Here is a 26,055-nt window from a genome sequence, read left to right as displayed (position 1 = left end):
ATCGCCCTCGCGATGCTCAGCCTCGGCGGCCACCGACCCCAGCTACCAGGCCGTCAACTCACGAACTGACCACCCACGGAAGCGACAGGAGAGCCCGAAAAATCGGTTCCGCATCCCGGTACGCAGCCGGTGCCCCCATCGGCGTCCGCTCCGTCAGCGCCGCGCGCGGTGCCGCACACGGCGGATCCGCCCATCTACCGGGCGATGCTGAGCCATTGGGAGTCCACCGGCAGGACCCTGCCGGGCCGCCATGACCAGGAGTGGAACCGGATCATGGCGACGCCCGTGTGGTCGAACCGGCCGTTGCGCCTCAGCGGGTCTCGGGACCCGCGAGGTGGCGCGCGATGACCATGCGCTGGATCTGATTGGTCCCCTCGACGATCTGCAGCACCTTGGCCTCGCGCATCAGCCGCTCGACGGGGAAGTCGAGGGTGTAGCCGTAGCCGCCGAGCACCTGGACGGCGTCGACGGTGACCCGCATGGCCGTGTCCGTACAGAACAGCTTGGCCATGGCCGCCTGCCGGGAGAACGGCCTGCCCGCGTCGCGCAGTCTCGCCGCCTCCAGATAGAGCGCACGGCCCGCCTCGATCTGGGTGGCCATGTCGGCGAGCATGAACCGCAGCCCCTGGAAGTCTGCGATGGGGCGGCCGAACTGCTGCCGCCCGGTGGCATATCCGACGGCCTCGTCCAGGGCCGCCTGCGCGACGCCGATGGCGCAGGCGGCGATGCCGAGCCGCCCGGAGTCGAGTGCGGACAGGGCGATGGCGAAACCCTGCCCTTCCTCACCGATCCGGCGGGCGTCCGGCACCCGTACGCCGTCGAAGTGCAGCTGGGCGGTGGGCGAGCCCTTCATGCCCATCTTCTTCTCGGGGAGGGCCGCGTTCAGCCCCTCGGCGTCGCCGGGGACCAGAAAGGCGGTGATGCCGCGGGCACCCTCGACTCCGGTCCTCGCCAGAACCGTGTAGAAGTCGGCGATACCGCCGTGGGTGATCCACGCCTTGGTGCCGGTGATGACCCAGTCGTCGCCGTCGCGTACGGCCTTCGTGCGGAGCGAGGCCGCATCCGAGCCCGAAGCGGGCTCGGAGAGGCAGTAGGCGCCCAGCAGGCCACCTCCCAGCATCGCCGGCAGGTGTTCCGCCTGCTGCTCCTTGGTGCCGTATCCGGCGAGCGCATGGCAGGCGAGCGAGTGGACGCTGACGCCGAGGCCGACGGTGAGCCGGGCGGCCGCGAGCTCTTCGAGCACCTGGAGGTAGACCTCGTAGGGCTGGTCTCCGCCGCCGTGGGCGGAGTCGTACGGCAGACCGAGCAGTCCGGATTCGGAGAGCAGGGTGAAGACCTCGCGCGGGAACCGGCCCGCGTCCTCCTCCTCCGCCGCGTTCGGCGCGATCTCCCGCTGGACGATGTCGCGGACGAGCGCGACGAGCTGCCTGGACTCCTCGGTGGGCAGACGACGCTCCACCAACTGCGGGGCACGGTCGGACATGACGGCGCTCTCCTCCCTGTCGGGCGTTGCGGCGGCGCGCGCGCGGGGTGTGAGCGGCTCCGCCGGGGGATCTCCGGACCGGGGCCCGGAAAAGCACTAGTACCCAAACCGCTGCTGCCCTCCCGGATTACGAGAGTTGCTGGCCAGCGGCCGTGGCGGGTCGAGTATGCCCGATCGGACGGTATCCGTCACGGGGTGACAGAGGGGGTGCCCGGACACCCCGGGCGGGGCCGGACGACCAGGGGAATGGTCCGAACCATTACCCCAACTGGTCTACTCCATCTGCGGTTCCGGACGAACCGACCTTTCCGCGTTCATGCCAAGTCGGCGGCGGGGTCATTCGCGTACCCGCATCGAAAGCCGCTGCTCGGTATCGGGTTCTACGGGCACGGCTGGACGGGGGTGACGCAGGACCGGCCGGCCGGCACGGCGACCGGCGCCGCCCGGGGCACGTACGAGGCGGGCATCGAGGACCACAAGGTCCTCAGGAACAGCTGCCCGGCCACGGCGTACGCGCACTGTGGTGCCGACTGATGGAGCTACGACACCCCGGCCGCCATCGCCACGAAGATTCGGCACAGGAACCGGCAGGGCCCGGGCGGCACCTTCTTCCGGGAGCTCAGCGGTGACAGCGCCGACGGCGAGCCGACCAAGGCGATGGACTGACGGCTGCGGACCGACGCGAGAAGGGGCGGGGAGCCGGGCAGGCTCCCCGCCCTTCCGTGTGCGCCGGGCGCACCACGGTCACATGAGGCCGAGTTGGGTGAAGAACATGGCGATGACGACGACGAGCGTCCAGCCCAGGAGGTTCTCCACCAGCCCGGACCGGTCCTCGGGACCTCCGGTCCGTGCACGGCGGCGGGCAGTGGTGGTTGCGGCGGCGGTCGCGGTCATGGCATCCCACTCGGTCGGCTGGCAGTGAACGTCCCCCCGGTGACCCGACCACAGTGCCAGCGGAACGGGCCTCCGGGGTAGAGACATCGGTCACTGCCCCGAGGTGCGCCGGGCGTTTCAGGCGACCCCGACAGCGGCCAGAGCCCGCTTCTGAGCTGGGGTCGGGTGCGCCGGGAAGTACAGGTAGCAGACGCCGCCTGTGCCCGACACCACTTTGCCGCTCGCGTTGTAGCGCTTGGTGCGGAGCCAGATCGTCTCCCACTCGTGGCGCTTGTAGATCCGGCGGACGGCCTCGTTGCTCGGCGAGGCGGGGTCGTTGGCGATCACGTCGCCCTCCGCCGTGAACCCGATCACGGTCATGAGATGGCCGGAGGTCCCGTACCCGGACCCGGTCAGCTCCGTCTTGAGGAACGACTGCGACGTTATGGCCGGGATGCCGGCCCGGATCAGCGTCTCCAGGTCCGTCAGCGAACTCAGCCGGGTCACCACTGCGCTCATGTCGTCGTACGTGGCGGCATAGGCGGCGTTGAACGGCCAGTTGCCGCAGCCCTCGTACTGGTAGTCGTACGTGAAGCGGGCCGCGTGGCAGACCTGTGGGTCCTCGAGGCCCGGCTTCACCCAGGCGAGATCCTCGGTGGTGGGCGTGCGCCCCCAGTACTCGATGATCATCTGTGAGGAGGTGGGGCTGCACCACGCCTCACCGCCGTTGTCGTACTCCGGGTACTGGCCGACGTGCACATTCTGCGAGTAGCGAGGCACCGGCAGCTCGCGGGCGAGGCCGGGCGTGCTGGGCTCCACGGTGAACCGGTCGGGGATGTCCGAGGCCATCGCACCGAGCCGCCACACGGTCGGCGTGAGGCGACTGCCCGGGGTCCGGTAGAGGGTGAGCCGCAGCCGGTAGGAGACCAGCCGCAGCCCGCTCGCCGCGTCGTCCACCGAGAAGGTGTCCGTCCAGATCGAGCTCTTGCCGTCGGTCTGGTCGTCGACGGAGGTACGGCGGATGTCGCCGTCGCCCGCCGCCCAGCGGCCCATCACGTACCAGGGCGTCTCGGTGTCGTCCGAGTAGCTGCCGCACAGCTCGATCTGGATCCAGGTGCCGGCCGGGGCGTCCGCGTTCCAGGACGCGATCACCTCGGTCGCCGGGACCGACGAGCAGTGGCGCGGCGAGGTCCAGGTCGCGTACTCCCAGGCCGCCGTCCTCCCGGTGTGCGGGTCGGTGTAGTCGGTACGCCCCTGCGGGGTGCCGATCACCAGTCCGGGCCGTCGGCCCGCGACGGGGCGCGTCCCGGCGCCGGAACCGCTGCGCCAGTCCGTGTACGTACTCCAGGAACGGTTGTCCACCAGGGATGCGGCAGCCGAGGGCGCTCGGGGCGGGGCGAGCGGGGGCGCGGCGGCCGCGGAGCCTGCGGACGCCGCCGCGCCGGCGCCGGCGGCCACGGCGAGCGCGGCGGTCAGCACGGTTCTGCGTGAAGTCGGTCTGTTCATGGGCGAGACCCCCGGTCGTAAGCGGAATGGGGCTGCGGGTGCACGACAGTGCGCCAACTATTGCGGTTCGCAGCCGGATTGGGCCAGCGATTCGCCTCGCGTCGCGGAACAAATATTGGTCTGGTCCACTGGCGTGACCTGCGGTTGCTTCGCTTCGCCTCGTACGCTGGTCCGCATGCACGACCTCGCACGCCTCGCCTCAGGGCTGATCGCCCTGCCGCCGTCCTGCGGCCCCGTGCGGCTGATCGCCGTCGACGGTCATGCGGGATCGGGCAAGAGCACTCTCGCCTCCCGCCTCTCGGTGGTGCTCAAGGACGCACCCGTGCTGCATCTGGACGACCTGGCCACCCACGAGGAGCTGTTCGGCTGGACGGACCGGCTCCGGGACCAGGTGATCGGCCCGCTGTCGCGCGGGGAGACGGCGCACTACGCGCCGTACGACTGGACAGCCCGGCGCTTCGGCCCACCGCAGACGCTGGAACCGGCGCCGGTGGTACTGATCGAGGGAGTGGGCGCCGGCCGCCGGGCCCTGCGCCCGCATCTCGCACGGCTGTGGTGGATGGAGCTCGACCCCCTGGCGTCCTGGCAGCGGGGCCGACGGCGGGACGGGCCGGCACTTTCGGCCTTCTGGGACGGGTGGACCGTGGCCGAGGAACAACATTTCGCCGCCGATCCGTCGCGCCCGTACGCGGATGCTCTGGTACGCCAGTTGCCTGTGGGGTACGAGTGGCTGGAGGGGCCTCGTACGACAGCAGGAGCGAACCATTCCGTCACCCACCGTGAACCTCCGTGCGCGACGTACTGACCAGTCGGAAAACGGCCCGGAAGTGCCCCAACTCCGCTTGACCCGGGGACGGTACAGGTCTTACGTTCTCAATGTGCGGCTTTTCGGAGCCCCCACAGACGCGAAGCCCCCGGTTGTTCCCCCGTGATCGGGGGCTTCGTTCTGCCTCCGCACCCTCCTTCGCATGGTTGTTCACCGGATTCCGCTTACCCTCGGTAACGGCCCTCGTCCTGCTTGCGGTGCTCTTAGTCGCGCACTACCTGCGCAGGTACGATGCCTCTCGGTGCGGTCAATTCCCGTCCACAGCAGTGCGGTTCAGCGCGCCTGGACGGGCGGGTCGTGCGGCGGGACAACCTGGGGGCACGGCTTGTGGGGGACCTGATGGACATCGGCACGCAGGGCGCACAGGCCCCGGCCGACCTCGCCTGGCTGCGCGGCGTGGACGCCTACACGATGGGCGCCTACCCGCAGGCCGAGGAGGAGTTCAGAACGGCGGTGCGGCTGGATCCCGGCATGGCGGACGGCTGGCTCGGCCTCCACGCCCTGCGGATCGACACGACGACCGCGCTGCTGCGGATGTACCGCCACCGCGAGCGCTTCGGCGAACAGCGCACCCGTCATCGACGCACGCTCAACTCCTGGTACTGGCTGGGCTGGTGGGTACAGCCCGTACTGGAGAGCCCGCGTGATCTGCTGCTCGCGCACGCCTCGCACTGGCTGGACGGACGCCATGTCCCGGAGCTGGACCGGGCGCTGGCCGGACTACCACCCGTGGACGCGGACCCGCAGGTGCGGTTCCTGCACGCCTGCCGCTCGTATCTGGTCAAGGACTGGGAACAGCTCGTCCGCCACACCGAACAGCTCGTCGACGATCCGCTGCTCGGCATCGAGGCGGGGCTCTTCGGCGGAATGGCGCGGGTGCGGCTGGAGATGTACGGGCAGGCCGAGCCACTGCTCTCCACCGCACTGATGCGCTGCCGCAGCGAACAGCCGCAACGCAAGGAGCTGCGCTACTGGCTGGCCCGCGCACACGAGGGAACCGGGCGCAGCGCGGCCGCCCTGCCGCTCTACAGAGCAGTGCACCGGATCGATCCGGCGTTCATGGACACCTCGGCGCGGCTCGCCGCGATCGCGGACTACGACGGGCTCGAAGGGGCCGACGAGGCGGCCGGTCTCGCGTCCGTGTCGCTGACCGGATTCGGTGCCGACTCCACGTCCGCGGAGGCGCTGCCGGACGGGGACTCGCTGCTCGGCACCGATCCGGTGGGCGGGCGGGAACTGCGGCCCGGCGGCGATCCGCAGAACCTGCCGGGCGTCGGTGTGCCTCCTCGGACGGACGGAGCACGGGAGAAGACCGCCGTGCCCGGACAGTCGTCGCAGGCTTTCCCGGCGGGGCCCAGCGATCCGGTGCTGCTCGCCGCGGCGCTGGCGGAGCTGGAGCGGATGGTCGGCCTCGAACCGGTCAAGCGCCAGGTCAAGGCGTTGTCCGCGCAGCTGAACATGGCGCGGCTGCGGGCCGGCCAGGGACTTCCGGTCCAGCCCCCGAAGCGCCACTTCGTCTTCTCCGGCCCCTCGGGCACCGGGAAGACCACAGTGGCCCGCATCCTGGGCCGGGTCTTCTACGCGCTGGGGCTGCTCGGCGGGGACCATCTCATCGAGGCCCAACGCTCCGATCTGGTCGGTGAGTTCCTCGGGCAGACAGCGGTCAAGGCCAATGAGCTGATCGACTCGGCGCTGGGTGGGGTGCTGTTCGTCGACGAGGCGTACAGCCTCTCCAACTCCGGCTACAGCAAGGGCGACGCGTACGGGGACGAGGCGCTGCAGGTCCTCCTCAAGCGGGCCGAGGACAACCGGGACCATCTCGTCGTCATCCTCGCGGGCTACCCCGAAGGCATGAACCGGCTGCTGGCCACCAACCCCGGGCTCTCCTCCCGGTTCACCACCCGGGTGGACTTCCCCAGCTACCGGCCGCTGGAACTCACCTCGATCGGCGAGGTACTGGCCGCCGACAACGACGACGTGTGGGACGAGGAGTCCCTGGAGGAACTGCGCTCGATCAGCGGCCATGTCGTCGACCAGGGCTGGATCGACGAGCTGGGCAACGGACGGTTCCTGCGCACGCTGTACGAGAAGAGCTGCGCGTACCGGGACCTGCGGCTCTCCGGGTACGCGACGGTGCCCACCCGCGACGATCTGGCGACGCTGCGACTGCCGGATCTGATGCAGGCGTACGGAGAGGTGCTGTCCGGCCGGGGGCCGGTCGACCGGGGGCAGCAGGAGCCTCCGCCGCTGTAACCTCGTCGGCCGGGTCGGCGGTGTCATCGTGACGGGCGTCACCCGGTGGGCGGTTTGTCCCCGCTCGCCGGACGGGCTGCACTGAGCGCCCGTCCGGCGAGGAGACCTGGCACGACCGTTCTCAATCGCCGGACAGGCTCGAGAAGGCCGACGGGCCCGATGCGGTTGCCAGCGGTTGCAGTTCGTCCGGGACCGGGGCTGCCGACGTCACGTCCACCGTCCGGCGGGGTATCGAGACCCGGTGCGCAGGGTCGCGCACCTCGCCCACCAGCATTTCCAGGACGTCCTCCATCGCGACCAGGCCGAGGATCCGGCCCGATGCATCGGCGACCTGGGCCAGATGGGTGGCGGCGCGGCGCATCACCGTCAGGGCATCGTCCAGGGGCAGTTCCGCGCGCAGTGTCGCCATCGGGCGCCAGATGCGCTGCGGGACCGCCCGTTCGCCGTCCTCCAGGTCGAGGACGTCCTTGACGTGCAGATAGCCCATGAACGGGCCGCCGCCCTCCGCGCAGACGGGGAAACGTGAGTAGCCGGTCCGTACGGTCAGCTCCTCGATCCTGCGCGGGGTGACCGACGGGTCCACCGTCACCAGAGCTGCCCTGGCGAGCAGCACATCGGTGACCGGCCTGCTGCCCAGCTCCAGGGCGTCCTCCAGCCGCTCCTGCGCCTCCGGTTCCAGCAGCCCGGCCTGGCCGGAGTCCTCGACGAGCCGGTTGAGCTGCTCGCTGGTGAAGACGGCCTCGACCTCGTCCTTGGGTTCGACGCGGAAGAGCCGCAGCACCAGCCGGGCGCAGGCGCCCAGCGCCGTGGTGACCGGGCGGCACAGCCGGGCGAAGCCGACCAGGGCCGGGCTGAGCCACAGTGATGTCTTCTCCGGGGCTGCCATCGCCAGGTTCTTCGGGACCATTTCGCCGATGACGAGGTGGAGAAAGACCACGAGGACGAGCGCCAGCACATAGCCGAGCGGGTGAATGAGCCCCTCGGGGATGTGAACCGCTTGGAAGACCGGCTCCAGCAGGTGGGCGACGGTCGGTTCGGCGACGGCTCCGAGGGTCAGGGAGCAGACAGTGATGCCGAACTGGGCGGCTGCCATCATCTGCGGCAGGTTCTCCAGGCCGTACAGCACTTGGCGGGCCCTGCCGGACCCGGCCGCCGCGAGTGGTTCGACCTGGCTGCGACGTACGGAGACGAGTGCGAACTCGGCACCGACGAAGAAGCCGTTCGCCAGGACGAGGAGCCCGGCGAAGAGCAACTGGACCACGCTCATCGTGCGGCCTCCAGGACACCACGGGCGGCCGAGGGCTCATCGACCGGTTCGGCCGGATCGGCGATGCGTACGAAGCGGACCTGCTCCGCGCGGTAGTGACCGACCTGGCGGACCGAGAGCCGCCAGCCCGGCAGCTCGGCCCGGTCGCCCGGGGCGGGGATCCGCCCGAGCAGATCGGCGACCAGTCCGGCCACCGTCTCGTACGGTCCTTCCGGAACGTCGAGGCCTATCCGGCGCAGGGTGAGGACCCGGCAGCTGCCTTCGGCGTCCCAGGCGGGACGGCCGTCCTCGGGGGCGGCGGCGACCAGTTCGGGCCGGTCGGCGCCTTCCGCGTCGTGCTCGTCCCTGACCTCGCCGACCAGCTCCTCGATGATGTCCTCCAGGGTGACGACCCCGGCGGTGCCCCCGTACTCGTCGACCACGACGGCGATCGGCTGCTCCTTGCGCAGGCGCTGGAGCAGCTGTTCGACCGGGAGTGTCTCGGGTACGAGGAGGGGCGGTACGGCGATCCGGCCCGCGGTGGTGCGCAGGCGTTCCTGGGCGGGCACGGCGAGCGCGTCCTTGAGGTGGATCATGCCGACGACCTCGTCGATCCGGTCCCGGTAGACCGGGAAACGGGAGAGGCCGGTGGCGCGGGTGAGGTTGAGGACGTCCGCCGCGGTGGCGGTCGACTGCAGGGCGCTGACCTTCACGCGCGGGGTCATGACGTGCTGCGCGGTGAGTCCGGCGAGCGACAGGGTCCGCACGAAGAGATCGGCGGTGTCCTGTTCGAGGGTGCCCGCCTCGGCGGAGTGCCGGGCCAGGGAGACCAGTTCACCGGGGGTGCGGGCGGAAGCCAGCTCATCGGTGGGTTCGACGCCCAGCAGACGGACCAGCCGGTTGGCGACGGTGTTGAGCAGCGTGATCACCGGCCGCAGAGCACCGGCGAAGCGGTGCTGGGGGCCGGCCACGAACCGGGCGACCTGGAGCGGCCTGGAGACCGCCCAGTTCTTCGGTACGAGCTCGCCGATCACCATCTGGACGGCGGAGGCGACGAGCATCCCGATCACCACGCTGGCGCCCGGCACCGCCCCGTCGGGGAGGCCGGTCGCGGTGAGGGGTCCGGCGAGCAACTGGGCGAGGGCCGGTTCGGCGAGCATGCCGACGACCAGTGAGGTGATGGTGATGCCCAGCTGGGTGCCGGAGAGCTGGAAGGAGAGCTCGCGCAGGGCGTCGACGACGGTACGGGCCCGCCGGTCGCCCTCGGCGGCGGCGCGCTCGGCGTCCGGCCGTTCCACCGTGACGAGCCCGAATTCGGCCGCCACGAAGAATCCGTTGGCGAGAATGAGAAGGAATGCCGCACTCAGGAGCAGCAGGGGGATGGTCATACCGCCGCCTCCTGGGAAGGGGCGGCGCAGGTACTACCGGACGATCCGTCCATTGCTGGAGGGAGTCACTCCTTGGGTCGCAGGAAAGCCCCGCCGGCCTTGGGGCCTCTGGTGCGGGGCGGGGCGCACAGGGCGCCACCGCCCTCCAGAGTAATCAAGAAGTGGCCGTGCGGGGCAGGGGGCTCAGCCGTTCTCCGTACAGGTGCCGTGGTTCTCGGCGAGTGCGCGGAGCGTACGGGCGTCGCGAATGGCCTGTTGCTTGGCGATTCCGGGCTGGATGCCCAGGGCGGGCATGCTGGTCCCGTCGCTGAGGTCGAGAAAGACCCACGGGTCGCCGACGCGCAGGTTGACGCGGAGGATCTCCGCCCAGGACAGCCGTCGGGTGCGGGTGAGATTGACCACGGTCACCCCGTGCTCGTCGGCGACGACCTTGGGGCGGCTGAGCAGAGCCAGGACGGCGAAGAAGAGCAGCGCGGTGAAGATGAAGCTGACCCGCTCCCCCGGGCTGAGCTGGTCCAGGCTCATCGCGATGACGGTGATGACGACGAACATCGCCGCTCCCACGGTCAGCAGGACCACCCGGGTACGGGTCGGCCGGAAGGTGACCGGGAGGGTGGGAAGTTCGGGCCGGGGCGCGGGGGCGGACATGGTGTTCTTCTGTCTTCCGGGGGTGATCGCTGGCGGTCCGGCCGTCAGAGGCGGCAGGCGTGGATGGCCGTGGTGAGAATGGCGCGGGCGCCGAGTTCGTACAGGTCGTCCATGATCCGCTGGGCCTCCTTGGCGGCGACCATGGAGCGCACGGCGACCCAGCCTTCGTGGTGCAGCGGGGAGATGGTCGGCGACTCGAGGCCCGGGGTGAGGGCCACGGCACGCTCCAGGTGCTCGACGCGGCAGTCGTAGTCCATCATCACGTAGCTGCGGGCGACCAGGACGCCCTGGAGGCGGCGGAGGAACTGCTGCACCTTGGGGTCGTCCTCGGAGGCACCCGTCCGGCGGATGACGACGGCTTCCGACGTCATGATCGGCTCGCCGATCACTTCGAGTCCCGCGTTGCGCAGGCTGGTGCCGGTCTCCACCACATCGGCGATGACCTGGGCGACACCGAGCTCGATGGCGGTCTCGACCGCGCCGTCGAGGTGGACGACGGAGGCGGTGACGCCGACGTCGGCGAGGTGCTTGGCCACGATGCCCTCGTAGGAGGTGGCGATCGTCATGCCGTCGAAGTCCTGCGGCCCTGCGGCCGTGCCGGGCTTGGTGGCGTAGCGGAAGGTGGAACGGGCGAAGCCGAGCTGCAGGATCTCCTCGGACTGCGCGCCGGAGTCCAGCAGCAGATCGCGGCCGGTGATGCCGATGTCGAGACGGCCGGAGCTGACGTAGATCGCGATGTCGCGCGGGCGCAGGTAGAAGAACTCGACCTCGTTCTCGGGGTCGACGAGGACGAGTTCCTTGGACTCCTTGCGCTGCTGGTAACCGGCCTCATGGAGCATCGCCATCGCAGGCCCGGAGAGAGAACCCTTGTTGGGGACGGCGATGCGCAGCATGAGGTCAGGTTTCCTTTGTGCGAAGGGGATTTCTACGGACGTGACGTGCGGAGTGCGGAAGTGTGCTCAGAGGTGGGCGTAGACGTCGTCGAGAGAGATTCCGCGGGCGACCATCATCACCTGGACGTGGTACAGCAGCTGGGAGATCTCCTCGGCGGCGGCGTCCTTGCTCTCGTGCTCGGCGGCCATCCAGACTTCGGCGGCCTCCTCGACGACCTTCTTGCCGATGGCATGGACGCCCTTGTCCACCAGCTCGGCGGTGCGGGAGGTGGACGGGTCGCCGTTGGCGGCCTTGAGCTGCAGCTCGGCGAAGAGCTCTTCGAAGGTTTTGTTCGCCATGATGGTCCTTAGCGTACGGGGTCCCGGAGCCCCGTTCAGCGCCAGGGCTCGCTGACGGTGCGAAGCGTGGCGGCGGTGGCGACGGCCGCAGTGACCGCTTCGTGCCCCTTGTCCTCGTTGGAACCTTCGAGTCCGGCCCGGTCGAGCGCCTGCTCCTCGGTGTCACAGGTCAGTACGCCGAAGCCGACCGGGACACCCGTGTCGACGGCGACCTGGGTGAGCCCGTTGGTGACGCCGTGGGACACGTACTCGAAGTGGGGGGTGCCGCCGCGGATGATCACGCCGAGGGCGACGATCGCGTCGTAGCCGCGGCCGGCGAGGACCTTGGCGACGACCGGGAGTTCGAAGCTGCCGGGGACCCGGAGCAGGGTCGGTTCGTCGATGCCGAGCTCGTGCAGGGCGCGCAGCGCGCCGTCGACGAGGCCGCCCATGACCTTCTCGTGCCACTGGGCGGCGATCACCGCCACTCGCAGGTCACCGCAGTTGCGTACGGACAGTTCGGGTGCGCCCTTGCCGCTCATGTCTCTCCTACCGCTCGTTTCCGTGCTCGTTACTGGTTGCCGCAGGTCGACACCGAGGCGGTGTCGAGCCAGGGCAGGTCGTGTCCCATGCGGTCCCGCTTGGTGCGCAGGTACCGCAGGTTGTGCTCGCCGGCCTGGACGGGCATCGGCTCGCGTCCGGTGATCGCGAGGCCGTGCCGCAGAAGCGCGGCGGTCTTGTCGGGGTTGTTCGTCATCAGCCGGACGCCGTGGACGCCGAGGTCCTTGAGGATCTGGGCGCCTGCCGCGTAGTCCCGGGCGTCGGCGGGCAGGCCGAGCTCCAGGTTGGCGTCGAGGGTGTCGACGCCGCGCTCCTGGAGTTCGTACGCGCGCAGCTTGGAGAGCAGGCCGATCCCGCGGCCCTCGTGGCCGCGCAGATAGACGACGACGCCGCGGCCCTCTTCGGTGATGCGTTGCATGGAGGCGTGCAACTGGGGGCCGCAGTCGCAGCGCTGGGACTGGAAGATGTCGCCGGTCAGGCACTCGGAGTGAACCCGGACGAGGATGTCGTCGCCGTCGCCGAGGTCCCCGTGGACGAGCGCGACGTGCTCGACGCCGTCGACGGTGGAGCGGTAGCCGTACGCGGTGAACTCGCCGAACGACGTCGGCAGCCGGACCTCGGCCTCGCGTCGGACGGTCGGCTCGGCGGAGCGGCGGTACGCGATGAGGTCCTCGATCGAGATGATCGTGAGGCCGTGTTTGCGGGCGAACGGGACCAGCTCCGGCAGCCGCAGCATGACGCCGTCCTCGCCCGCGATCTCGACGATCGCTCCGGCGGGGCGGAGCCCTGCGAGCCGGGCCAGGTCGACGGCGGCCTCGGTGTGGCCGTTGCGGACCAGGACACCGCCGGCCCTTGCCCGGAGCGGGAAGATGTGGCCGGGGCGCACGAAGTCGCCGGGACCGGCCAGGCCGCCCGCCAGCATCCGGAGCGTGGTGGCCCGGTCGGCGGCGGAGATGCCGGTGGTGACACCGTGCGCCGCGGAGGCGTCGACCGAGACGGTGAACGCCGTACGCATCGACTCGGTGTTGTGGGCGACCATCTGCGGCAGGTCGAGCCGCTCCAGCTCGTCGTTCTCCATGGGTGCGCAGATCAGGCCGCGGCACTCGCTCATCATGAAGGCGACGATCTCGGGGGTGGCCTTCTCCGCGGCGATGACGAGGTCGCCCTCGTTCTCCCGGTCCTCGTCGTCGACGACGACGACGGGGCGGCCGGCGGCGATGTCGCGGATCGCCTGCTCGACGGGGTCGAGGGACAGGTCCTCGGCCATGCTGTGGTCTTCCCGGTGCAACCAGGTGGGCTGGGCAGTCATGCCGTGGCTCCTTCCAGAGCGGGTGTCCGCGTACGCAGCCACCAGTCGCGCATGCCCCACAGGACGAGGGCGCCGTAAATGACGTAGACGAAGCCGGAGAAGGCGAAGCCGTTGGCGAAGTTCAGTGGCACGCCGACCAGGTCGACCAGGAGCCAGGCGAACCAGAACTCGACCATGCCGCGCGCCTGGGCGTACATCGCGACGACCGTGCCGACGAAGATGTACGCGTCGGGCCACGGGTCCCACGACAGTGTCGGGAACGCGGTGAACAGGCCGCCGACGGCGAGCGTGCCGAGGGCCGCGCCGCCGACCAGGTAGGAACGCTCGCGCCAGGTGGCGAACCGTACGGCGATGGAGCCGTCCTGGGCCTGCTGCCTGCCGCGGTTCCATGACCACCAGCCCCACCCGGCCACGGCGATGACCACCAGCTGCTTGCCCGCGCTGCCCGAAAGGTGCGCGGAGGCGAAGGCGACCAGGAGGATCACACCGGAGAGCAACTGGGCGGGCCAGGTCCATATGGAACGCCGCCAGCCGAGCGCGAGGGCGACCAGACCGACCGTGTTGCCGATCATGTCGGACCACTTGATGTGCTGGCCGAACAGGGCGAAGGCCTCCGAGTTGAGCCAGTCGACCGCGCTCACTTCGTGTCCTCCCGGTCCCGGTCGCCGAGCAGCCGCTCGACGTACTTCGCGATGACGTCCACTTCGAGGTTGACCGGGTCGCCGGGCTCCTTGATGCCGAGCGTGGTCAGGGCGAGGGTGGTGGGGATGAGGCTGATGGTGAAGTAGTCGGGTCCGGCGTCGACGACGGTCAGGCTCACGCCGTCGACGGTGATCGATCCCTTCTCCACCACGTAGCGGGTCAGCTCCGCCGGGAGGGAGATCTTCACGATCTCCCAGTTCTCGGAGAGCTTGCGCTCCACGATGCGGCCCGTGCCGTCGACGTGTCCCTGGACGATGTGTCCGCCGAGCCTGCCGCCGAGCGCCATGGGGCGCTCCAGGTTGACCCGGGAGCCGGTGTCCAGAGCGCCGAGGCTGGACCGGTTCAGGGTCTCCGCCATCACATCGGCGGTGAATTCACCGTCGCCGAGGTCGACGACGGTGAGGCAGACGCCGTTGACGGCGATGGAGTCGCCGTGCTTCGCGCCTTCGGTGACGACGGGACCGCGCAGGCGGAATCGGGAGGCGTCGTCGAGCTTCTCGACGGCGGTGACCTCACCCAGTTCTTCGACAATTCCGGTGAACACTCAGTTTCCCTTCCGGTCAGGGCCGGGGACGGCGGTGATGCGCAGATCGGGGCCGATGCGTACGGTCTCGGTCACATCGAGGCGCAACGCCTGGGCGATGGTGGAGATTCCGGCGTCGGCGAGGGCTGCGGGGCCCGCGCCGAGGAGTACGGGGGCGAGGTAGCCGACGACCTTGTCGACCGTTCCCGCCGCGACGAAGGCCCCGGCCAGGGTCGGGCCGCCTTCGAGGAGTACGGAGCGGACGCCGCGCCCGTGCAGGGCGGCGAGCAGGGCGGGGATGTCCAGGCCGCGGCCGGTGGCGGCGCGCGGCAGCCGCAGGACGGTTCCCTCGGGAAGACGGCCGGTGTCGGCGTCGTCGGCGACCGCGATCAGGGTGGGCGCCGTGGCGTCGAGGACACGGGCGCCGGGCCGTACGGCGGTGGCATCGGTGTCGACCACGACCCGGAGCGGCTGCACGGCACCTTCGATGCCACGTACACCGAGCTGGGGGTCGTCCGTGCGGGCGGTGCCGGATCCGACCACGACGGCGTCGGCCTCGGCGCGCAACCGGTGGACATCGGCGCGGGACTCCGCGGAGGTGATCCAGCGGCTGGTGGCGTCGGCGGCCGCGATCCGGCCGTCGAGGGTCGCCGCGTACTTCCACAGCACGTACGGACGCCCGAGCCGCACCGAGGTCAGCCAGGCGGTGTTGCCCGCCTCGGCGAGTCCGCCGAGCAGTCCCTGCTCCACGGTGACCCCGGCGGCACGGAGGGTGTCCGCACCCCCGGTGGCCTGCGAATTCGGGTCGGCGACCGCGTACACGACACGGCTGACGCCGGCCTCGATCAGCGCCTGGGCGCAGGGGCCGGTGCGACCGGTGTGGTTGCACGGTTCGAGGGTGACGTAGGCGGTGCCGCCGCGGGCCTTCTCGCCTGCTTCGCGCAGGGCGTGGATCTCGGCGTGCGGCCCGCCGGCGCGCTGGTGGAAGCCTTCACCGGCCGGCTGTCCTTCGGCGTCGAGGATCACGCATCCGACGACCGGATTGGGGCTGGTGGAGCCGAGTCCGCGGGCGGCGAGCGCGATCGCTCGGCGCATGGCGGTGGTGTCGGCTGCGGTGTCCACCGGGTCCTCCTGCCTCTTCGGGCACGGACTCCGGGGCCTGTCGATGACGACAGATGAAGCGGAACGCAACAGGGGACGCCGAAACCGAAGACACGGACGCAGGTGTTCCGGGGGATCCCGGACACGCGTCCGCCGACGGCGGCGTACCTGTGATGGACCGCCGCGCACTGCCTCCCATCCGGACTTTAACCGTCGGTCCAGGAATCCCACCTGGTCAACCGGCCGCTGGATGCGGACGGGTCGCGGACTATAACCGCCGGTTCGGAATTGCACCGACCCCGGAGTGCGCTGCTACTGGTACACGATCAGTGTGCCACGCCCGCCCATGGGCCATGCGGGTGAGTGCCTGTGGAGTGGCTCACAGGCAGGATCGGGGAGCCCTTCGGGCGGGGTCGCATCCGGACACCTCATGGGCAATGGTCCAGACCTATTGACTCAATGGTCTAGTCCTCTTAATCTCTGCGTCACCTCCGAGGAACGGCCCCGCGGTGTGCGCACGCCCGTGGCCCAACACGACCCACTCCCTTGCCAGTTGTGTTCTGCCGACCTCCCCAGGAGGAACGACACGTGCTGTCCCCCACTCGTGCGAGAGCCACCCTGCTCGCAGTCGGCGTAGCCGTCGCCGGACTGCTCATGGGCTCGCTCGCCGCCACCCCGTCGGCCGCCGCCGACCAGGAGTCCTGTCGCCCCGACGGGCTCTACGAGACCCCCGGCGTCCCGGTCCCCTACTGCTCCGTCTACGACAGCGACGGGCGCGAGAAGATGGGCGCCGACCACCAGCGGCGGGTCATCGGATACTTCACCAACTGGCGGACCGGGAAGGACGGAAAGCCCGCCTATCTCGCGTCCGACACCCCCTGGGACAAAGTCACCCATCTGAATTACGCGTTCGCGCACGTCGACGGCAACAACAAGATCTCCGTCGGGGCCGACGGGCCGGACAATGCCTCCACCGGCATGACCTGGCCCGGCGTCGCGGGCGCCGAAACGGACCCGGAACTCCCCTGCAAGGGCCATTTCAACCTGCTCAACAAGTTCAAGAAGAAGTACCCGAACGTGAAGACCATGGTGTCGGTGGGATTTCGTCATGGTGTGCAGGGAGCAGCGAACTCTCCCGTCTGACGAAGTCGCCTGAACAACAGTCGAGTTGGCCGTAGCCGTGTGCGCTGCCTGAACCTCGTTCGCAGAGGGCGGTTCGCTCCGGCCGCCCTGGCCGAGGAGACCCTGGGGCACGCGTGCCGAGCGCCCCGGCCGCCCGGGGGGAAGCCCCGTCGCGTACGGCCTCGTGGCCCGGGTCAGCCGCCCGCGGTGAACAGCTCGTCCTGAGCTGCCTCGCGGGCGGCGAGCAGCGCGCCGCGCAGTACCGCGGAGCCGCCGAGCACGCCTGCCCTGACCTCCGTGCGCAGCGGGGACATCGCGGCCAGCCGTTCCTCGACCCGGGCCGCCAGCGCGTCACCACCCGCATGACCGACCTCGCCCGCGAGGACCACACAGCCTGGGTCGATGACCGAGGCGACGGCGGCGGCACCCACCGCGAGACGGTCCGCGAGCGCGCCGAGGAACGCCTCGCTCTCCCCCTCCCCCGCCAGAGCCGCCCGTACGGCGGACGCGGCGGCGGGTTCCTGTTCCCCGGAGCCCGGCCGCGTACGTGCGTCGATGCCGTACCCCCGGGCCAGTTCGCAGACCGCCGCGGAGCCGACCAGGGAGTGGAACCCTCCGTCGCAGTTGGCCGCGGAGGGCACTCCCGTCGCGCCCGGCACGGGCAGGAAGCCGATCTCGCCCGCGCCGCCGGAGGCCCCGCGGCGCAGCTTGCCGTCCAGCATGACGGCGGCGCCGATGCCGTGGCCGAGCCAGAGCAGGACGAAGGTGTCACGGCCGCGAGCCGCTCCGGCGCGGTGCTCGGCGACGGCGGCGAGGTTGGTCTCGTTCTCGACGAGCACGGTCGCCGGCAGCCGCTGCTGCAGCACCCGGACCAGGCGACGGTGCCAGGCGGGCAGTCCGGTGGTGTCGCGGAGCTCGCCGGTGACCGGGTCGATCAGGCCGGGGGCCCCGATGCCGACGCTGTGCAGCGGTGCGGCGCCCGCCTCGCGCGCGGTGCGTTCCAGCAGCGCCGCGGCCTGCTCGGCGGCGGCATGGGTTCCGGTGTCACTGCCGATCGGCAGGGTGGCCTCGGCGAGCGTGACGCCGAGGAGATCGGCGACGACGACGGCGACGCTGTCGGTCCGTACATCGAGCGCGGCAAGGTGGGCCCGGTCGGCGACGATTCCGTACAGCCGGGCATTGGGGCCGCGGCGTGCGGCGCCGCTCTCGCCGACGACCCGGATCAGCCCGGCGCCCTGCAGCCGCTCCACCAGATCGGCGACGGTGGGGCGGGAGAGTCCGGTCAGGGTCTTGAGCTGGCTGGCCGTCAGCGGGCCGTCCTGCTGGAGCAGTCGCAGGGCGAGCCGGTCGTTGATGGCCCGGGCGGTGCTCGGTGATGCGGGCATGCCGAGATCCTTCCAGATCACTGCCGCACGGGAATGAACGTCGTGGCCTATTTATCAGGCAGGGTTCCTGATAGTTTACTGGCCGCACCGTGGAGAGGGGCGCCGGGGTCACCGGCGGCAGAGAATTCCCAGGGGAGGGAACGGCAGCATGACGACGGATTCCACAGAGACGGTCTTCGGGATGGAGCAGGTGCGGCGGGCCAGGTTCGCCGTCGCCGCGGTCTTCACCGTGCACGGCGCCGTGACCGGCAGCTTCGCCACCCGCGTGCCCTGGATCCAGGACCACGCCGGGGTCAGCGCGGGCCAGCTCGGTCTCGCTCTGGCGTTCCCGGCGATCGGCGCCTCGCTCGCCATGCCGTTGGCCGGTGCGATCAGTCATCGTCTCGGCGCCAGGACGGCGCTGCGCGGGCTGCTCGCGCTGTGGACGCTGGCACTGGTCCTGCCCGCACTGGCGCCGAACCTGCTGACGCTGTGCGCGGCGCTGTTCGTGTACGGGGCATCGGCCGGCATGTCGGACGTGGCGATGAACGCCCTCGGTGTCGAAGTGGAGAACCGTCTCGACAGGTCGATCATGTCCGGGCTGCACGGAATGTGGAGCGTGGGCGCCCTGATCGGTTCGGCGGCGGGCACAGTGGCCGCGCACCTGGGCGCCGACGCCCGGCTGCACCACACCGTCGCCGCCCTCGCGCTCACCGTGCTGGGCCTGATCGCCTGTCAGGGCGTGCTGGATCTGCGCAGCGAACCGGACGAGGAGCCGCCGCCGCGGTTCACGCTGCCGCCCAGATCGGCGCTGATCATCGGCGCGGTGGGCTTCTGCGCGGTGTTCGCCGAGGGTGCCAGCCTCGACTGGTCGGCGGTCTACCTCCGGGACATCATGGACAGTTCCGCGGGACTCGCGGCCGCATCGACGACGGCGTTCGCGCTCACGATGGCGGTGGCCCGGATCGCCGGGGACAAGGTCGTCGACCGGTTCGGCGCGGTCAGGACCGTGCGGGTCGGGGGCGTGCTGGCGACGGTCGGCGGGCTGCTCGTGGTGACGTCACCGAACTCGGCGCTCGCGATGTGCGGCTTCGGGCTGCTCGGCCTCGGTGTCGCCGTCGTCGTCCCGCTCGCCTTCGCGGCGGCCGGGCGCAGTGGTCCGAACCCGAGTCAGGCGATCGCGGGCGTTGCCACCATCACGTACACCTCGGGGCTCATCGCCCCGTCGGCCATCGGTTCGCTGGCCGAGGCGACCTCACTGATCGTCTCGTTCGGCCTGGTGACGGTGCTGGCATTCGGACTGGTGCTGGGCGCCGGCGTGTTGCGGGCGGGCGACCGCCGGGTCGCCGCGAAGGGGGTCGACGTGCCCGGCACGGCGGCGGCCGAACCCCGCGCCTGAACCGTTCGACCAGACGGAACGAGGTGGACAGGACCGTGGGGTCCGTCCACCTCGTGCGTTCAGCCGGCGATCGAGTCGAGCTGTTCCGCGGCGGGCCGCAGCGCCCAGAGGTCGCCGTCGGGCGGCGTCTCCAGCTGCGGGTTCATCCGCGTCGCGGGGGCGAGGAACCGGGTGAGCAGGGCGCCGAGACGCCGACGGGGTCTTCCACTCATTGAGCACTCCCCTCACAGAACCAGCTATGTGAATGATGTTCACGAGCAAGACCGCGCGAGCGTAGGGCCGCCTGTTCGGAGTGACAATGCGTCGCGCACGATTCATGGATGGGACCGGGCCCAGGGGTCGGCGCAGGGGAACCCCGACACGAGTCAATGGGCGCTCCGGCATTACCATGGCGCTGATCTTTTCCGCGGACCGCGCCGGGCCGGACGAACGGCACCGGGCACCGCACGGACCCACACACGGACACACAGGGAGCGACCATGGGCGGCCTCGGCGTGCGCTGGACCTTGCACGGCGACGGAAAGACCCCCGCACCGGGGGCCGTGGTCCGTCCCGACGAGCGGCTCTCCTGGCCCCGTACGTTCGGGCTCGGCGCCCAGCACGTGGTGGCCATGTTCGGCGCGTCGTTCGTCGCTCCCGTGCTCATGGGCCTGGATCCGAACCTCGCGATCATGATGTCGGGTGTCGCGACGGCCATCTTCCTGCTGGCCACCCGCGGCCGGGTGCCCAGCTATCTGGGCTGCTCGCTCTCCTTCGTCGGCGTGGCCGCGACCATCCGGGCCAGTGGCGGGGACAGCGCCGTCGTCACCGGGGCGGTCTTCGTCGTCGGCGTGGCACTCTTCCTCGCGGGTCTCGCGGTGCAGCGGTTCGGCGCGCGGATCATCCATGCGGCGATGCCGCCCGTGGTCACCGGCGCCGTCGTCATGCTCATCGGCTTCAACCTGGCGCCGGTCACCGCGTCGACGTACTGGCCGCAGGACCAGTGGACCGCCCTGATGGTGATGCTGTTCACCGGAATGGCCGTCGTGTGCCTGCGCGGATTCTTCTCGCGTATCGCGATCTTCCTCGGCCTGGTCTTCGGCTACGCGCTCTCCTGGGTCCTCGACCGGGTCTTCGGCAAGATCCATTCACCGGCGGGCGGCTCCGAGGCGATCGACCACTGGCGGCTCAACCTGTCTGGTGTCTCGAAGGCCGACTGGATCGGACTGCCGTCCTTCCATGCCCCGAGCTTCGAGTGGTCCGCGATCCTGGTCGCGCTGCCGGTCGTGATCGCACTGATCGCGGAGAACGCGGGGCACGTCAAGGCCGTCGGCGAGATGACCGGTGACTCGCTCGACGACAAGCTCGGCACCGCCATCGCGGCGGACGGCGCAGCCTCCATGCTCTCCACCGCCGTGGGCGGCCCGCCCAACACCACGTACTCCGAGAACATCGGCGTCATGGCCGCGACCCGTGTCTACTCCACCGCCGCGTACTGGGCCGCCGCCTGCTTCGCCCTGCTGTTCGGCCTCTGCCCCAAGTTCGGTGCGGTCGTCGCCGCGATCCCGGGCGGGGTGCTCGGCGGCATCACCGTCATCCTGTACGGAATGATCGGCCTGCTGGGCGCCCAGATCTGGATGAGTGGCAACGTCGACCTCCGCAACCCGCTGAATCTGGTACCGGCCGCCGCGGGCATCATCATCGGCGTCGGCGGGGTCAGCCTGAAGATCACGGACAACTTCGAGCTGAGCGGAATCGCCCTCGGCACCATCGTCGTGATCACCGGCTACCACGTCCTTCGGGCCTTCGCCCCGGCCCATCTGAAGACCCAGGAGCCCCTGCTGGACGCCGGTACGTCGTCGTACGACGACACCAGGCCGCCCACGCAGTAGCCACGCCCGGCCGAGGTTCCGCGGGTCATCCGGATGAGCCGACCCCTTACGGCCTGCACCAGGCCGTAAGGCCCTGTCCGGTCGGGCCGCGGTCGGCCCCCGGTATGGCGCCGTCGGCCCGAACGGGGCGAAAGTCGACGCTGCGCCGCCGGGGCGGCCGCACCGGGGTCATGCCGGGGCAGGGACCGGCCGGCCATCAGGGAAACGCGGGTCCACAACACATCGTGGACCCACAGGCCGCTCGGACCAGCTGATAGCGTCGTCGGCCGTGGTACCGAGTGGGGTGCCGCACCGGGCTGCCGAAAGGAACTCATGTCCGCCACGATCCGGAGGGCAGTCATCCCCGCCGCGGGCCTCGGCTCGCGTCTCCTCCCGCTCACCAAGGCGACGCCGAAGGAGATGCTCCCGGTCGGTGACAAGCCGGTGATCGAGCACACCGTGCGAGAACTCGTGGCCTCGGGCATCACGGACATCACCATCGTCGTCTCGGGCGGCAAAGGGCTGATCCAGGACCATTTCCGACCCAACCCGGCTCTCGTCGCCCAGCTCCGCGCCGACGGCAAGACCGCATACGCGGACGCCGTGGAGGAAGTCGGTCAACTGTCCAGGCTCGGGCACATCACCTACCTCGACCAGCACGGCCCGTACGGCAACGGAACCCCTGTCCTCAACGCGGCGCGGAACTTCGGCGACGAGCCGATGCTGGTCCTGTGGCCCGACGACGTCTTCGTCGCCGGGACGCCGCGTGCGCAGCAGCTGATCAGGGCGTACGAGGCGACGAGTTGCCCCGTACTCGCGCTCATGCCGATGAGCCCCGCCGACTCGCACCGTTACGGCGTGCCCGTCGTCAAGGAGGACCTGAACGACGGGCTCCTGCGCATCACCGGCCTCGTCGAGAAGCCGCAGCCGCAGGACGCCCCGTCGGCGTACGCGGCCATCGGTGGATACGTGGTGACTCCCGGCATCATCGACGAGCTGCGCCGGCAGACGGAACGCTGGTACCAGCACCGCACGGGTGAGGTCTACCTGACCGACGCCATCAACGTCTACGCAGGCAGCCGCGCCGTGTACGGGCAGGTCATCGAGGGCCAGTGGTACGACACCGGCAATCCGCTGGCCTATCTCACCGCCCAGTTCGCGGCGGCGCTCGCCGACCCGGAGTACGGCCCCCATCTGCGCAGGCTCGCACAGGGACTCGGTGACCCGGTGCCCTCCGCCTGACAACGAACCGTCGCACCGACCCGTCCGGAGCATCGCCGGGCCGGCCTCCGGGTCACCGATGGCTCTGCCGTCGTTCCCCCGTTCCGATGAACCCGCGGCCGGTCGGCGCCGGGGCGGGCCCGCGGCTGGGACGCTGCCCCCATGGCGCAGTTCAAGCAGACGGAGCAGTTCACGGACCGGGCCGGTCCCGTCGCCGCGCCGCCCGATGTCACCTCGGTGATCGGGCGGATGCGTGACTTCCGGTCCTCCTGGCCGCCGGTGGACGGGGTGGCGGTCTTCAACCGGGTCTATCTGACGGTCACCGAGACCGTCGACCGGCGGATCACCGGTGGCGCGTTCCCGGACCGGGCTGCTGCCGCCGCCCTGGATGTGCGGTTCGCGGAGCGCTATCTGACGGCGGTCGACGCGGCGACGGCCGGGCGGCGGCCGCCCGACTGCTGGCGCCCGCTGTTCCAGTACCGGCGCCATCCCGGCGTACGGCCACTGCAGTTCGCGCTGGCGGGCATCAACGCGCACATCGGCCACGACCTGGCACTCGCGGTCGTGGACACCTGCAAGGCGCTGCGCTGCGCTCCGCCGGAGCTGGAGGACGAGTTCGACCAGGTGGGTGATCTCCTCGTGATGCTGGAGGAGCAGATCCGGGAGGATCTGATGCCGGGGCCCGATCTGCTGGAGGTCGCGGATCCGCTCACCCATCTGCTGGGGTCGTGGAGCCTGGAGCGGGCCCGTGAGGCAGCGTGGTCCGCGGCCCGGGTGCTGTGGCGGCTGCGTGATCTCCCGCTCCTCGCCGAGGAGTTCCGGCAGCGCATGGACGCCGGGGCCGGTCTGGTGGGGCGCTGTCTGCTCACTCCTTGCCGCTGACCGCGCCCCGCCTGGTCCTCAGAAACTGTCGCCGTACCAGTGGACGGCTCCGGGCGCGGTGACCGTCGCCCGTACCGCCGCCGGGTCTGCCAGCAACGGTCGGGCCATGCCCACGTGCTCCTCCCCGGCCACCGCGTCGGTGAGCAGTCGAGGCAGGGCTGCCCGGACCTCGGCGGTGTCGGGGAGCCGGACGCGCGCGCGGGTCGGACCGGTGTCACGGCTGCGCGCGGCGGCCGCCGCCAGCAGGTCGCCCAGGGCCTGGGGTGCCCGCGGGTCGACCGCGCATTCCCGTACCTCCAGGACCTGTTCGCCGTGATGGGTGACGAGCATGGACACGATCCTGTGGGAGTCGGGGTCCTCGGCGACCAGGGTGCGGTCGAGCGGCCCGTACCAGGCGGGGATGCGTACGGCCCATTCCTCGTCGGTCCGCACCGAGCTGAGCGGCCGGTGCTCGTCGTATGCCGCCCGGAGTGCGGCCAGGGCCGGGCCGTCGGCGGGTGTGGCGGTGCGGATACGGAACCGGCCGCCGGCCGGGGGGCCGCCCACTGCGATCACGCCCTCGGTGACGGGGCTGGGGAACTCCTGCCAGCCCGAGCCTCGGTAGACGCCGGGCGTTCCGGTGAAGAGGAGCGACCATGCGCACTGCTCCGCCGTCATGGTCCGTTCCGCCTCGACGAGCAGCCGACGGATGAGCCCCTGGCCGCGCGCCTCGGGCCGGGTGGCGACGCTGCCGAGGCCGCCGACCCGCTGCGGCACGCCGTGCGCGTCGCGGAGCTGCCTCGGCACGTAGACGACGACGGCGTCGATCCGTCCGTCCTGCTCCGCCACGAAGGTGCGGTGGTGCCGGTCCGGATCGAGGGCGTACAGGGCGGGGAGGTGCGGGGCTACGAAGCACTCGCCCCAGAGTGCGGCCAGGGCGGGCTCGTCGGCCGGGGTCGCGGTCCGGAGAGTGGCGCTCACAGCGTCAGATTGCCTTCCGTGCGGACGGAGTTGCTGTCCCCCGGCATGGCCGTGCGCTTCGTGCCCCGCTCCACGCATGACGTGTGGAGCAGGGACTCCAGTGCGCCCGGGGCGAGATGCAGCGTTCCGCCGGTGAATCGGCTGCCGGTCGCCGCGTAGTGGTTGGTGCCTTCCGCGATCCGGATGTGCGCGGTGCCGGAGTCGGTGGTGACGCTGGCGAGGGAGGAGATGTCCCAGGTCAGGGTTGCGTTGCCGGCGGCGCGGCCGAGGAGTGCCTTCGCCTTGTTGCTGCCGGTGAGGCGGGTCCCGCCGGTGACGGTGATCCGCTGGTCGCGTACGGCGCTGAGCTCGACGCCCGTGTTGTCGTATGTGCCGCCGTCGATCCGCAGGTCCGCCGATCCGATGGAGAGCGGGGCCGCGTTCTCGGCGCCGATGACGGTGCAGTCGGTGAAGTGGACGGGGCCGGCGCCGCGCAGGATCACCCCGTCGACGCCCTTGAACGTGCAGCGCACGAAGTGGACCTGCGCGGTGACCGGGGTCTGGACGAGGACGGCGCCCGCGGGCAGCTCGAACGAGCAGTCGCTGACGACGGTGGGCCGCGTGGAGCGGGCGGAGCGCTGGGCCACGGCGAAGGTCCTGGCGGTGCAGCCACGCACCTGGGCACCGTCGGCGTTGACCGTGAGAGTGCCCGCCTGGTCGAAGGTCGGACGGGCGATCACCGTGATGTCTTCGAGCGTCAGATCGGTGATCTTGGTATTGGCGGTGAACCAGGAGCAGACGTGTCTGCGCACGGTGATCCGCTTGGCGGAAATACCCCATTGAGCACCGGAGTTGGCGATGTCCATCAGCCCGGAGTTGCCGTCGAAGAGCAGATCGTGCTCGTACTGACCGTGGGTGGTGAACGGGTTGCCGCCCGCGTCGTCGCCGTCACCGTGGCAGTTCACGACGGTGCAGTAGGCGGAGGCGGTCAGGTCGTTGAGATGCCGGACATTGCTGGTCGTGCAGTCGGCGACCCGGCCGTAGAGGCAGTAGATCTGCTGGGTGAGATAGCCCGCGCCACCGTAGTCGACGGTGGGCGGGTTCTTCAGGGAGCACTGTTCGGTACGGAACCGGGTGCACCACCGGCGCATGACGACCGGCCAGAAGCTGCCGGTGGCGTGAATGCCGGAGACGTCGCAGCCGACGGCGTACTCGAAGCTGACCGGGTGCGAGCCGGTGTACTCGTCGGGCCCCGCGCCCTCGAAGACCAGATTGCGGATGTGCGTGTTCAGGACCGGTTCGATGCGGGTCCAGGTGAGCCTGCGCCCCTCGGCGAGTTCCCAGCCGTTGAGGTAGCCGATGCGAATGTGTCCCCCGTCGACGATCTCGGTGATCTCGACCAGCTTCTGCAGCTCGCGCTCGTCACGGCCGCCGCCCGCGACCGGGTCGACCTGCACGGACCACCACTGGCCGACCTCGAACGCGATGGCGTCCGGGACCGGGAAGGTGTCCGTGAGCTCGATGACCTTGCCCGACAGTGCGTGCGTGACCGTGGTGTCGGTGACGGTGCCGCGGAAGGAGAGGACGGCGCCGAAGGGGTTGTCGTGGGTGTTCTTCTCGATGCCGTCGGTGACCATGCGGTGGCCGC

The 26,055-nt window shown here is 70.6% G+C and carries 23 protein-coding genes, 2 pseudogenes and 1 riboswitch; of the genes and pseudogenes, 8 read left to right on the top strand and 17 right to left on the bottom strand.

Going from position 1 to position 26,055, the window contains the following annotated elements; all coding sequences use genetic code 11:
- Positions 1–310: 310 nt before the first annotated feature.
- Entirely contained in the window at positions 311–1,483 is a 1,173-nt protein-coding gene (locus tag ACFU6I_RS39680) for an acyl-CoA dehydrogenase family protein (protein ID WP_266988074.1), read from the bottom strand.
- 348 nt (positions 1,484–1,831) lie between these two features.
- Between ACFU6I_RS39680 and ACFU6I_RS39675 the strand changes: the two are divergent.
- Positions 1,832–2,149: pseudogene (locus ACFU6I_RS39675) on the top strand (glycosyl hydrolase family 18 protein); the annotation flags it as partial.
- Between the two features lie 78 nt (positions 2,150–2,227).
- Here ACFU6I_RS39675 and ACFU6I_RS39670 read toward each other — a convergent pair.
- Complete coding sequence (locus ACFU6I_RS39670) at positions 2,228–2,377, bottom strand: SCO1431 family membrane protein (protein WP_384376621.1); 150 nt, start codon at positions 2,375–2,377, stop codon at positions 2,228–2,230.
- A gap of 117 nt (positions 2,378–2,494) precedes the next feature.
- Positions 2,495–3,862: a peptidase C39 family protein gene (locus ACFU6I_RS39665; RefSeq protein WP_384376618.1), complete on the bottom strand. Its 1,368-nt coding sequence runs from the start codon at positions 3,860–3,862 to the stop codon at positions 2,495–2,497.
- A gap of 175 nt (positions 3,863–4,037) precedes the next feature.
- Here ACFU6I_RS39665 and ACFU6I_RS39660 point away from each other — a divergent pair, with 175 nt between their 5' ends.
- Both ACFU6I_RS39660 and ACFU6I_RS39655 read left to right on the top strand, forming a co-directional pair.
- Positions 4,038–4,667 (top strand): uridine kinase, encoded by a 630-nt coding sequence (locus ACFU6I_RS39660; RefSeq protein ID WP_384376615.1) that lies wholly within the window; start codon positions 4,038–4,040, stop codon positions 4,665–4,667.
- Between the two features lie 360 nt (positions 4,668–5,027).
- Positions 5,028–6,941, top strand: coding sequence for an AAA family ATPase (locus ACFU6I_RS39655; protein ID WP_384376612.1), 1,914 nt, complete (start codon positions 5,028–5,030; stop codon positions 6,939–6,941).
- 121 nt (positions 6,942–7,062) lie between these two features.
- Here the strand turns inward: ACFU6I_RS39655 and ACFU6I_RS39650 are convergent, their stop codons facing one another.
- The 10 genes from ACFU6I_RS39650 to ribD all read right to left on the bottom strand — a co-directional run bounded on the left by ACFU6I_RS39650 (position 7,063) and on the right by ribD (position 15,651).
- Positions 7,063–8,208: a hemolysin family protein gene (locus ACFU6I_RS39650; protein ID WP_384376609.1), complete on the bottom strand. Its 1,146-nt coding sequence runs from the start codon at positions 8,206–8,208 to the stop codon at positions 7,063–7,065.
- Entirely contained in the window at positions 8,205–9,575 is a 1,371-nt protein-coding gene (locus ACFU6I_RS39645; protein WP_384376607.1) for a hemolysin family protein, read from the bottom strand. The genes ACFU6I_RS39650 and ACFU6I_RS39645 overlap by 4 nt, the downstream gene beginning before the upstream one ends.
- 183 nt (positions 9,576–9,758) lie before the next feature.
- Positions 9,759–10,223 carry a PH domain-containing protein gene (locus ACFU6I_RS39640; RefSeq protein ID WP_384376605.1) on the bottom strand — a complete coding sequence of 155 codons (465 nt, stop codon included), beginning with the start codon at positions 10,221–10,223 and terminating at the stop codon, positions 9,759–9,761.
- A gap of 44 nt (positions 10,224–10,267) precedes the next feature.
- A complete protein-coding gene (hisG, locus tag ACFU6I_RS39635; protein WP_037696727.1) occupies positions 10,268–11,116 on the bottom strand; it encodes an ATP phosphoribosyltransferase in 849 nt (282 codons plus the stop codon).
- A 66-nt stretch (positions 11,117–11,182) separates the two neighbouring features.
- Positions 11,183–11,455: a phosphoribosyl-ATP diphosphatase gene (locus ACFU6I_RS39630; RefSeq protein ID WP_018524273.1), complete on the bottom strand. Its 273-nt coding sequence runs from the start codon at positions 11,453–11,455 to the stop codon at positions 11,183–11,185.
- Positions 11,456–11,490: 35 nt separating this feature from the next.
- The gene (gene ribH / locus ACFU6I_RS39625) at positions 11,491–11,976 is read right to left on the bottom strand and encodes a 6,7-dimethyl-8-ribityllumazine synthase (RefSeq protein WP_266988058.1); all 486 of its coding nucleotides are present in this window, start codon (positions 11,974–11,976) and stop codon (positions 11,491–11,493) included.
- Between the two features lie 29 nt (positions 11,977–12,005).
- A complete protein-coding gene (locus ACFU6I_RS39620; RefSeq protein WP_384376602.1) occupies positions 12,006–13,304 on the bottom strand; it encodes a bifunctional 3,4-dihydroxy-2-butanone-4-phosphate synthase/GTP cyclohydrolase II in 1,299 nt (432 codons plus the stop codon).
- Positions 13,301–13,945, bottom strand: coding sequence for a nicotinamide riboside transporter PnuC (locus ACFU6I_RS39615; protein WP_384376599.1), 645 nt, complete (start codon positions 13,943–13,945; stop codon positions 13,301–13,303). Before ACFU6I_RS39615 ends, ACFU6I_RS39620 begins: the two co-directional genes overlap by 4 nt.
- Positions 13,942–14,550 carry a riboflavin synthase gene (locus ACFU6I_RS39610; RefSeq protein WP_384376596.1) on the bottom strand — a complete coding sequence of 203 codons (609 nt, stop codon included), beginning with the start codon at positions 14,548–14,550 and terminating at the stop codon, positions 13,942–13,944. Before ACFU6I_RS39610 ends, ACFU6I_RS39615 begins: the two co-directional genes overlap by 4 nt.
- Positions 14,551–15,651, bottom strand: a complete 1,101-nt coding sequence (gene ribD / locus ACFU6I_RS39605; RefSeq protein ID WP_384376593.1) for a bifunctional diaminohydroxyphosphoribosylaminopyrimidine deaminase/5-amino-6-(5-phosphoribosylamino)uracil reductase RibD — start codon at positions 15,649–15,651, stop codon at positions 14,551–14,553. It abuts the gene before it with no gap.
- A 160-nt stretch (positions 15,652–15,811) separates the two neighbouring features.
- Positions 15,812–15,942, bottom strand: a riboswitch (FMN riboswitch).
- Between the two features lie 276 nt (positions 15,943–16,218).
- Between ribD and ACFU6I_RS39600 the strand changes: the two are divergent.
- Positions 16,219–16,731: pseudogene (locus ACFU6I_RS39600) on the top strand (glycosyl hydrolase family 18 protein); the annotation flags it as partial.
- A 215-nt stretch (positions 16,732–16,946) separates the two neighbouring features.
- Here ACFU6I_RS39600 and ACFU6I_RS39595 read toward each other — a convergent pair.
- The gene (locus tag ACFU6I_RS39595) at positions 16,947–18,137 is read right to left on the bottom strand and encodes an ROK family protein (protein WP_384376590.1); all 1,191 of its coding nucleotides are present in this window, start codon (positions 18,135–18,137) and stop codon (positions 16,947–16,949) included.
- A gap of 148 nt (positions 18,138–18,285) precedes the next feature.
- Here ACFU6I_RS39595 and ACFU6I_RS39590 point away from each other — a divergent pair, with 148 nt between their 5' ends.
- On the top strand, positions 18,286–19,515 hold the full coding sequence (locus ACFU6I_RS39590) for an MFS transporter (protein ID WP_384376587.1): 1,230 nt from the start codon (positions 18,286–18,288) through the stop codon (positions 19,513–19,515).
- 59 nt (positions 19,516–19,574) lie between these two features.
- On the opposite strand, the gene ACFU6I_RS39585 is transcribed toward ACFU6I_RS39590, so the two are convergent.
- Positions 19,575–19,727, bottom strand: a complete 153-nt coding sequence (locus tag ACFU6I_RS39585) for a hypothetical protein (protein WP_384376624.1) — start codon at positions 19,725–19,727, stop codon at positions 19,575–19,577.
- 267 nt (positions 19,728–19,994) lie between these two features.
- Here ACFU6I_RS39585 and ACFU6I_RS39580 point away from each other — a divergent pair, with 267 nt between their 5' ends.
- The 3 genes from ACFU6I_RS39580 (at position 19,995) to ACFU6I_RS39570 (ending at position 23,468) form a co-directional block, all read left to right on the top strand.
- Positions 19,995–21,386 carry a uracil-xanthine permease family protein gene (locus tag ACFU6I_RS39580; protein ID WP_266988038.1) on the top strand — a complete coding sequence of 464 codons (1,392 nt, stop codon included), beginning with the start codon at positions 19,995–19,997 and terminating at the stop codon, positions 21,384–21,386.
- Positions 21,387–21,698: 312 nt separating this feature from the next.
- A complete protein-coding gene (locus tag ACFU6I_RS39575) occupies positions 21,699–22,607 on the top strand; it encodes a UTP--glucose-1-phosphate uridylyltransferase (protein ID WP_384376584.1) in 909 nt (302 codons plus the stop codon).
- Positions 22,608–22,748: 141 nt separating this feature from the next.
- Complete coding sequence (locus ACFU6I_RS39570; RefSeq protein WP_384376581.1) at positions 22,749–23,468, top strand: DUF5995 family protein; 720 nt, start codon at positions 22,749–22,751, stop codon at positions 23,466–23,468.
- A gap of 18 nt (positions 23,469–23,486) precedes the next feature.
- On the opposite strand, the gene ACFU6I_RS39565 is transcribed toward ACFU6I_RS39570, so the two are convergent.
- Both ACFU6I_RS39565 and ACFU6I_RS39560 read right to left on the bottom strand, forming a co-directional pair.
- Complete coding sequence (locus tag ACFU6I_RS39565; RefSeq protein WP_384376578.1) at positions 23,487–24,428, bottom strand: GNAT family N-acetyltransferase; 942 nt, start codon at positions 24,426–24,428, stop codon at positions 23,487–23,489.
- Positions 24,425–26,055 (bottom strand): peptidase C14 (locus tag ACFU6I_RS39560; protein WP_384376575.1); only part of this gene is annotated, 1,631 nt, incomplete at its 5' end. The genes ACFU6I_RS39565 and ACFU6I_RS39560, both read right to left, overlap by 4 nt.

This window comes from Streptomyces sp. NPDC057486, assembly GCF_042802415.1.
GTDB classification, from domain to species: Bacteria; Actinomycetota; Actinomycetes; order Streptomycetales; family Streptomycetaceae; genus Streptomyces; species Streptomyces yanii.
Note: the sequence above shows the minus strand (reverse complement) of the source record. Positions and strands in the feature narration are given on the sequence as shown.

Coding starts and splice junctions, on each gene's coding strand:
- ACFU6I_RS39580 (WP_266988038.1), top strand. CDS start 19,995: ATGGGCGGCCTCGGCGTGCGCTGGACCTTGCACGGCGACGGAAAGACC.
- ACFU6I_RS39680 (WP_266988074.1), bottom strand. CDS start 1,483: ATGTCCGACCGTGCCCCGCAGTTGGTGGAGCGTCGTCTGCCCACCGAG.
- ACFU6I_RS39670 (WP_384376621.1), bottom strand. CDS start 2,377: ATGACCGCGACCGCCGCCGCAACCACCACTGCCCGCCGCCGTGCACGG.
- ACFU6I_RS39590 (WP_384376587.1), top strand. CDS start 18,286: ATGACGACGGATTCCACAGAGACGGTCTTCGGGATGGAGCAGGTGCGG.
- ACFU6I_RS39665 (WP_384376618.1), bottom strand. CDS start 3,862: ATGAACAGACCGACTTCACGCAGAACCGTGCTGACCGCCGCGCTCGCC.
- hisG (WP_037696727.1), bottom strand. CDS start 11,116: ATGCTGCGCATCGCCGTCCCCAACAAGGGTTCTCTCTCCGGGCCTGCG.
- ACFU6I_RS39575 (WP_384376584.1), top strand. CDS start 21,699: ATGTCCGCCACGATCCGGAGGGCAGTCATCCCCGCCGCGGGCCTCGGC.
- ACFU6I_RS39595 (WP_384376590.1), bottom strand. CDS start 18,137: ATGCCCGCATCACCGAGCACCGCCCGGGCCATCAACGACCGGCTCGCC.
- ACFU6I_RS39630 (WP_018524273.1), bottom strand. CDS start 11,455: ATGGCGAACAAAACCTTCGAAGAGCTCTTCGCCGAGCTGCAGCTCAAG.
- ACFU6I_RS39650 (WP_384376609.1), bottom strand. CDS start 8,208: ATGAGCGTGGTCCAGTTGCTCTTCGCCGGGCTCCTCGTCCTGGCGAAC.
- ACFU6I_RS39645 (WP_384376607.1), bottom strand. CDS start 9,575: ATGACCATCCCCCTGCTGCTCCTGAGTGCGGCATTCCTTCTCATTCTC.
- ACFU6I_RS39585 (WP_384376624.1), bottom strand. CDS start 19,727: ATGAGTGGAAGACCCCGTCGGCGTCTCGGCGCCCTGCTCACCCGGTTC.
- ribH (WP_266988058.1), bottom strand. CDS start 11,976: ATGAGCGGCAAGGGCGCACCCGAACTGTCCGTACGCAACTGCGGTGAC.
- ACFU6I_RS39620 (WP_384376602.1), bottom strand. CDS start 13,304: ATGACTGCCCAGCCCACCTGGTTGCACCGGGAAGACCACAGCATGGCC.
- ACFU6I_RS39640 (WP_384376605.1), bottom strand. CDS start 10,223: ATGTCCGCCCCCGCGCCCCGGCCCGAACTTCCCACCCTCCCGGTCACC.
- ACFU6I_RS39655 (WP_384376612.1), top strand. CDS start 5,028: ATGGACATCGGCACGCAGGGCGCACAGGCCCCGGCCGACCTCGCCTGG.
- ACFU6I_RS39660 (WP_384376615.1), top strand. CDS start 4,038: ATGCACGACCTCGCACGCCTCGCCTCAGGGCTGATCGCCCTGCCGCCG.
- ACFU6I_RS39570 (WP_384376581.1), top strand. CDS start 22,749: ATGGCGCAGTTCAAGCAGACGGAGCAGTTCACGGACCGGGCCGGTCCC.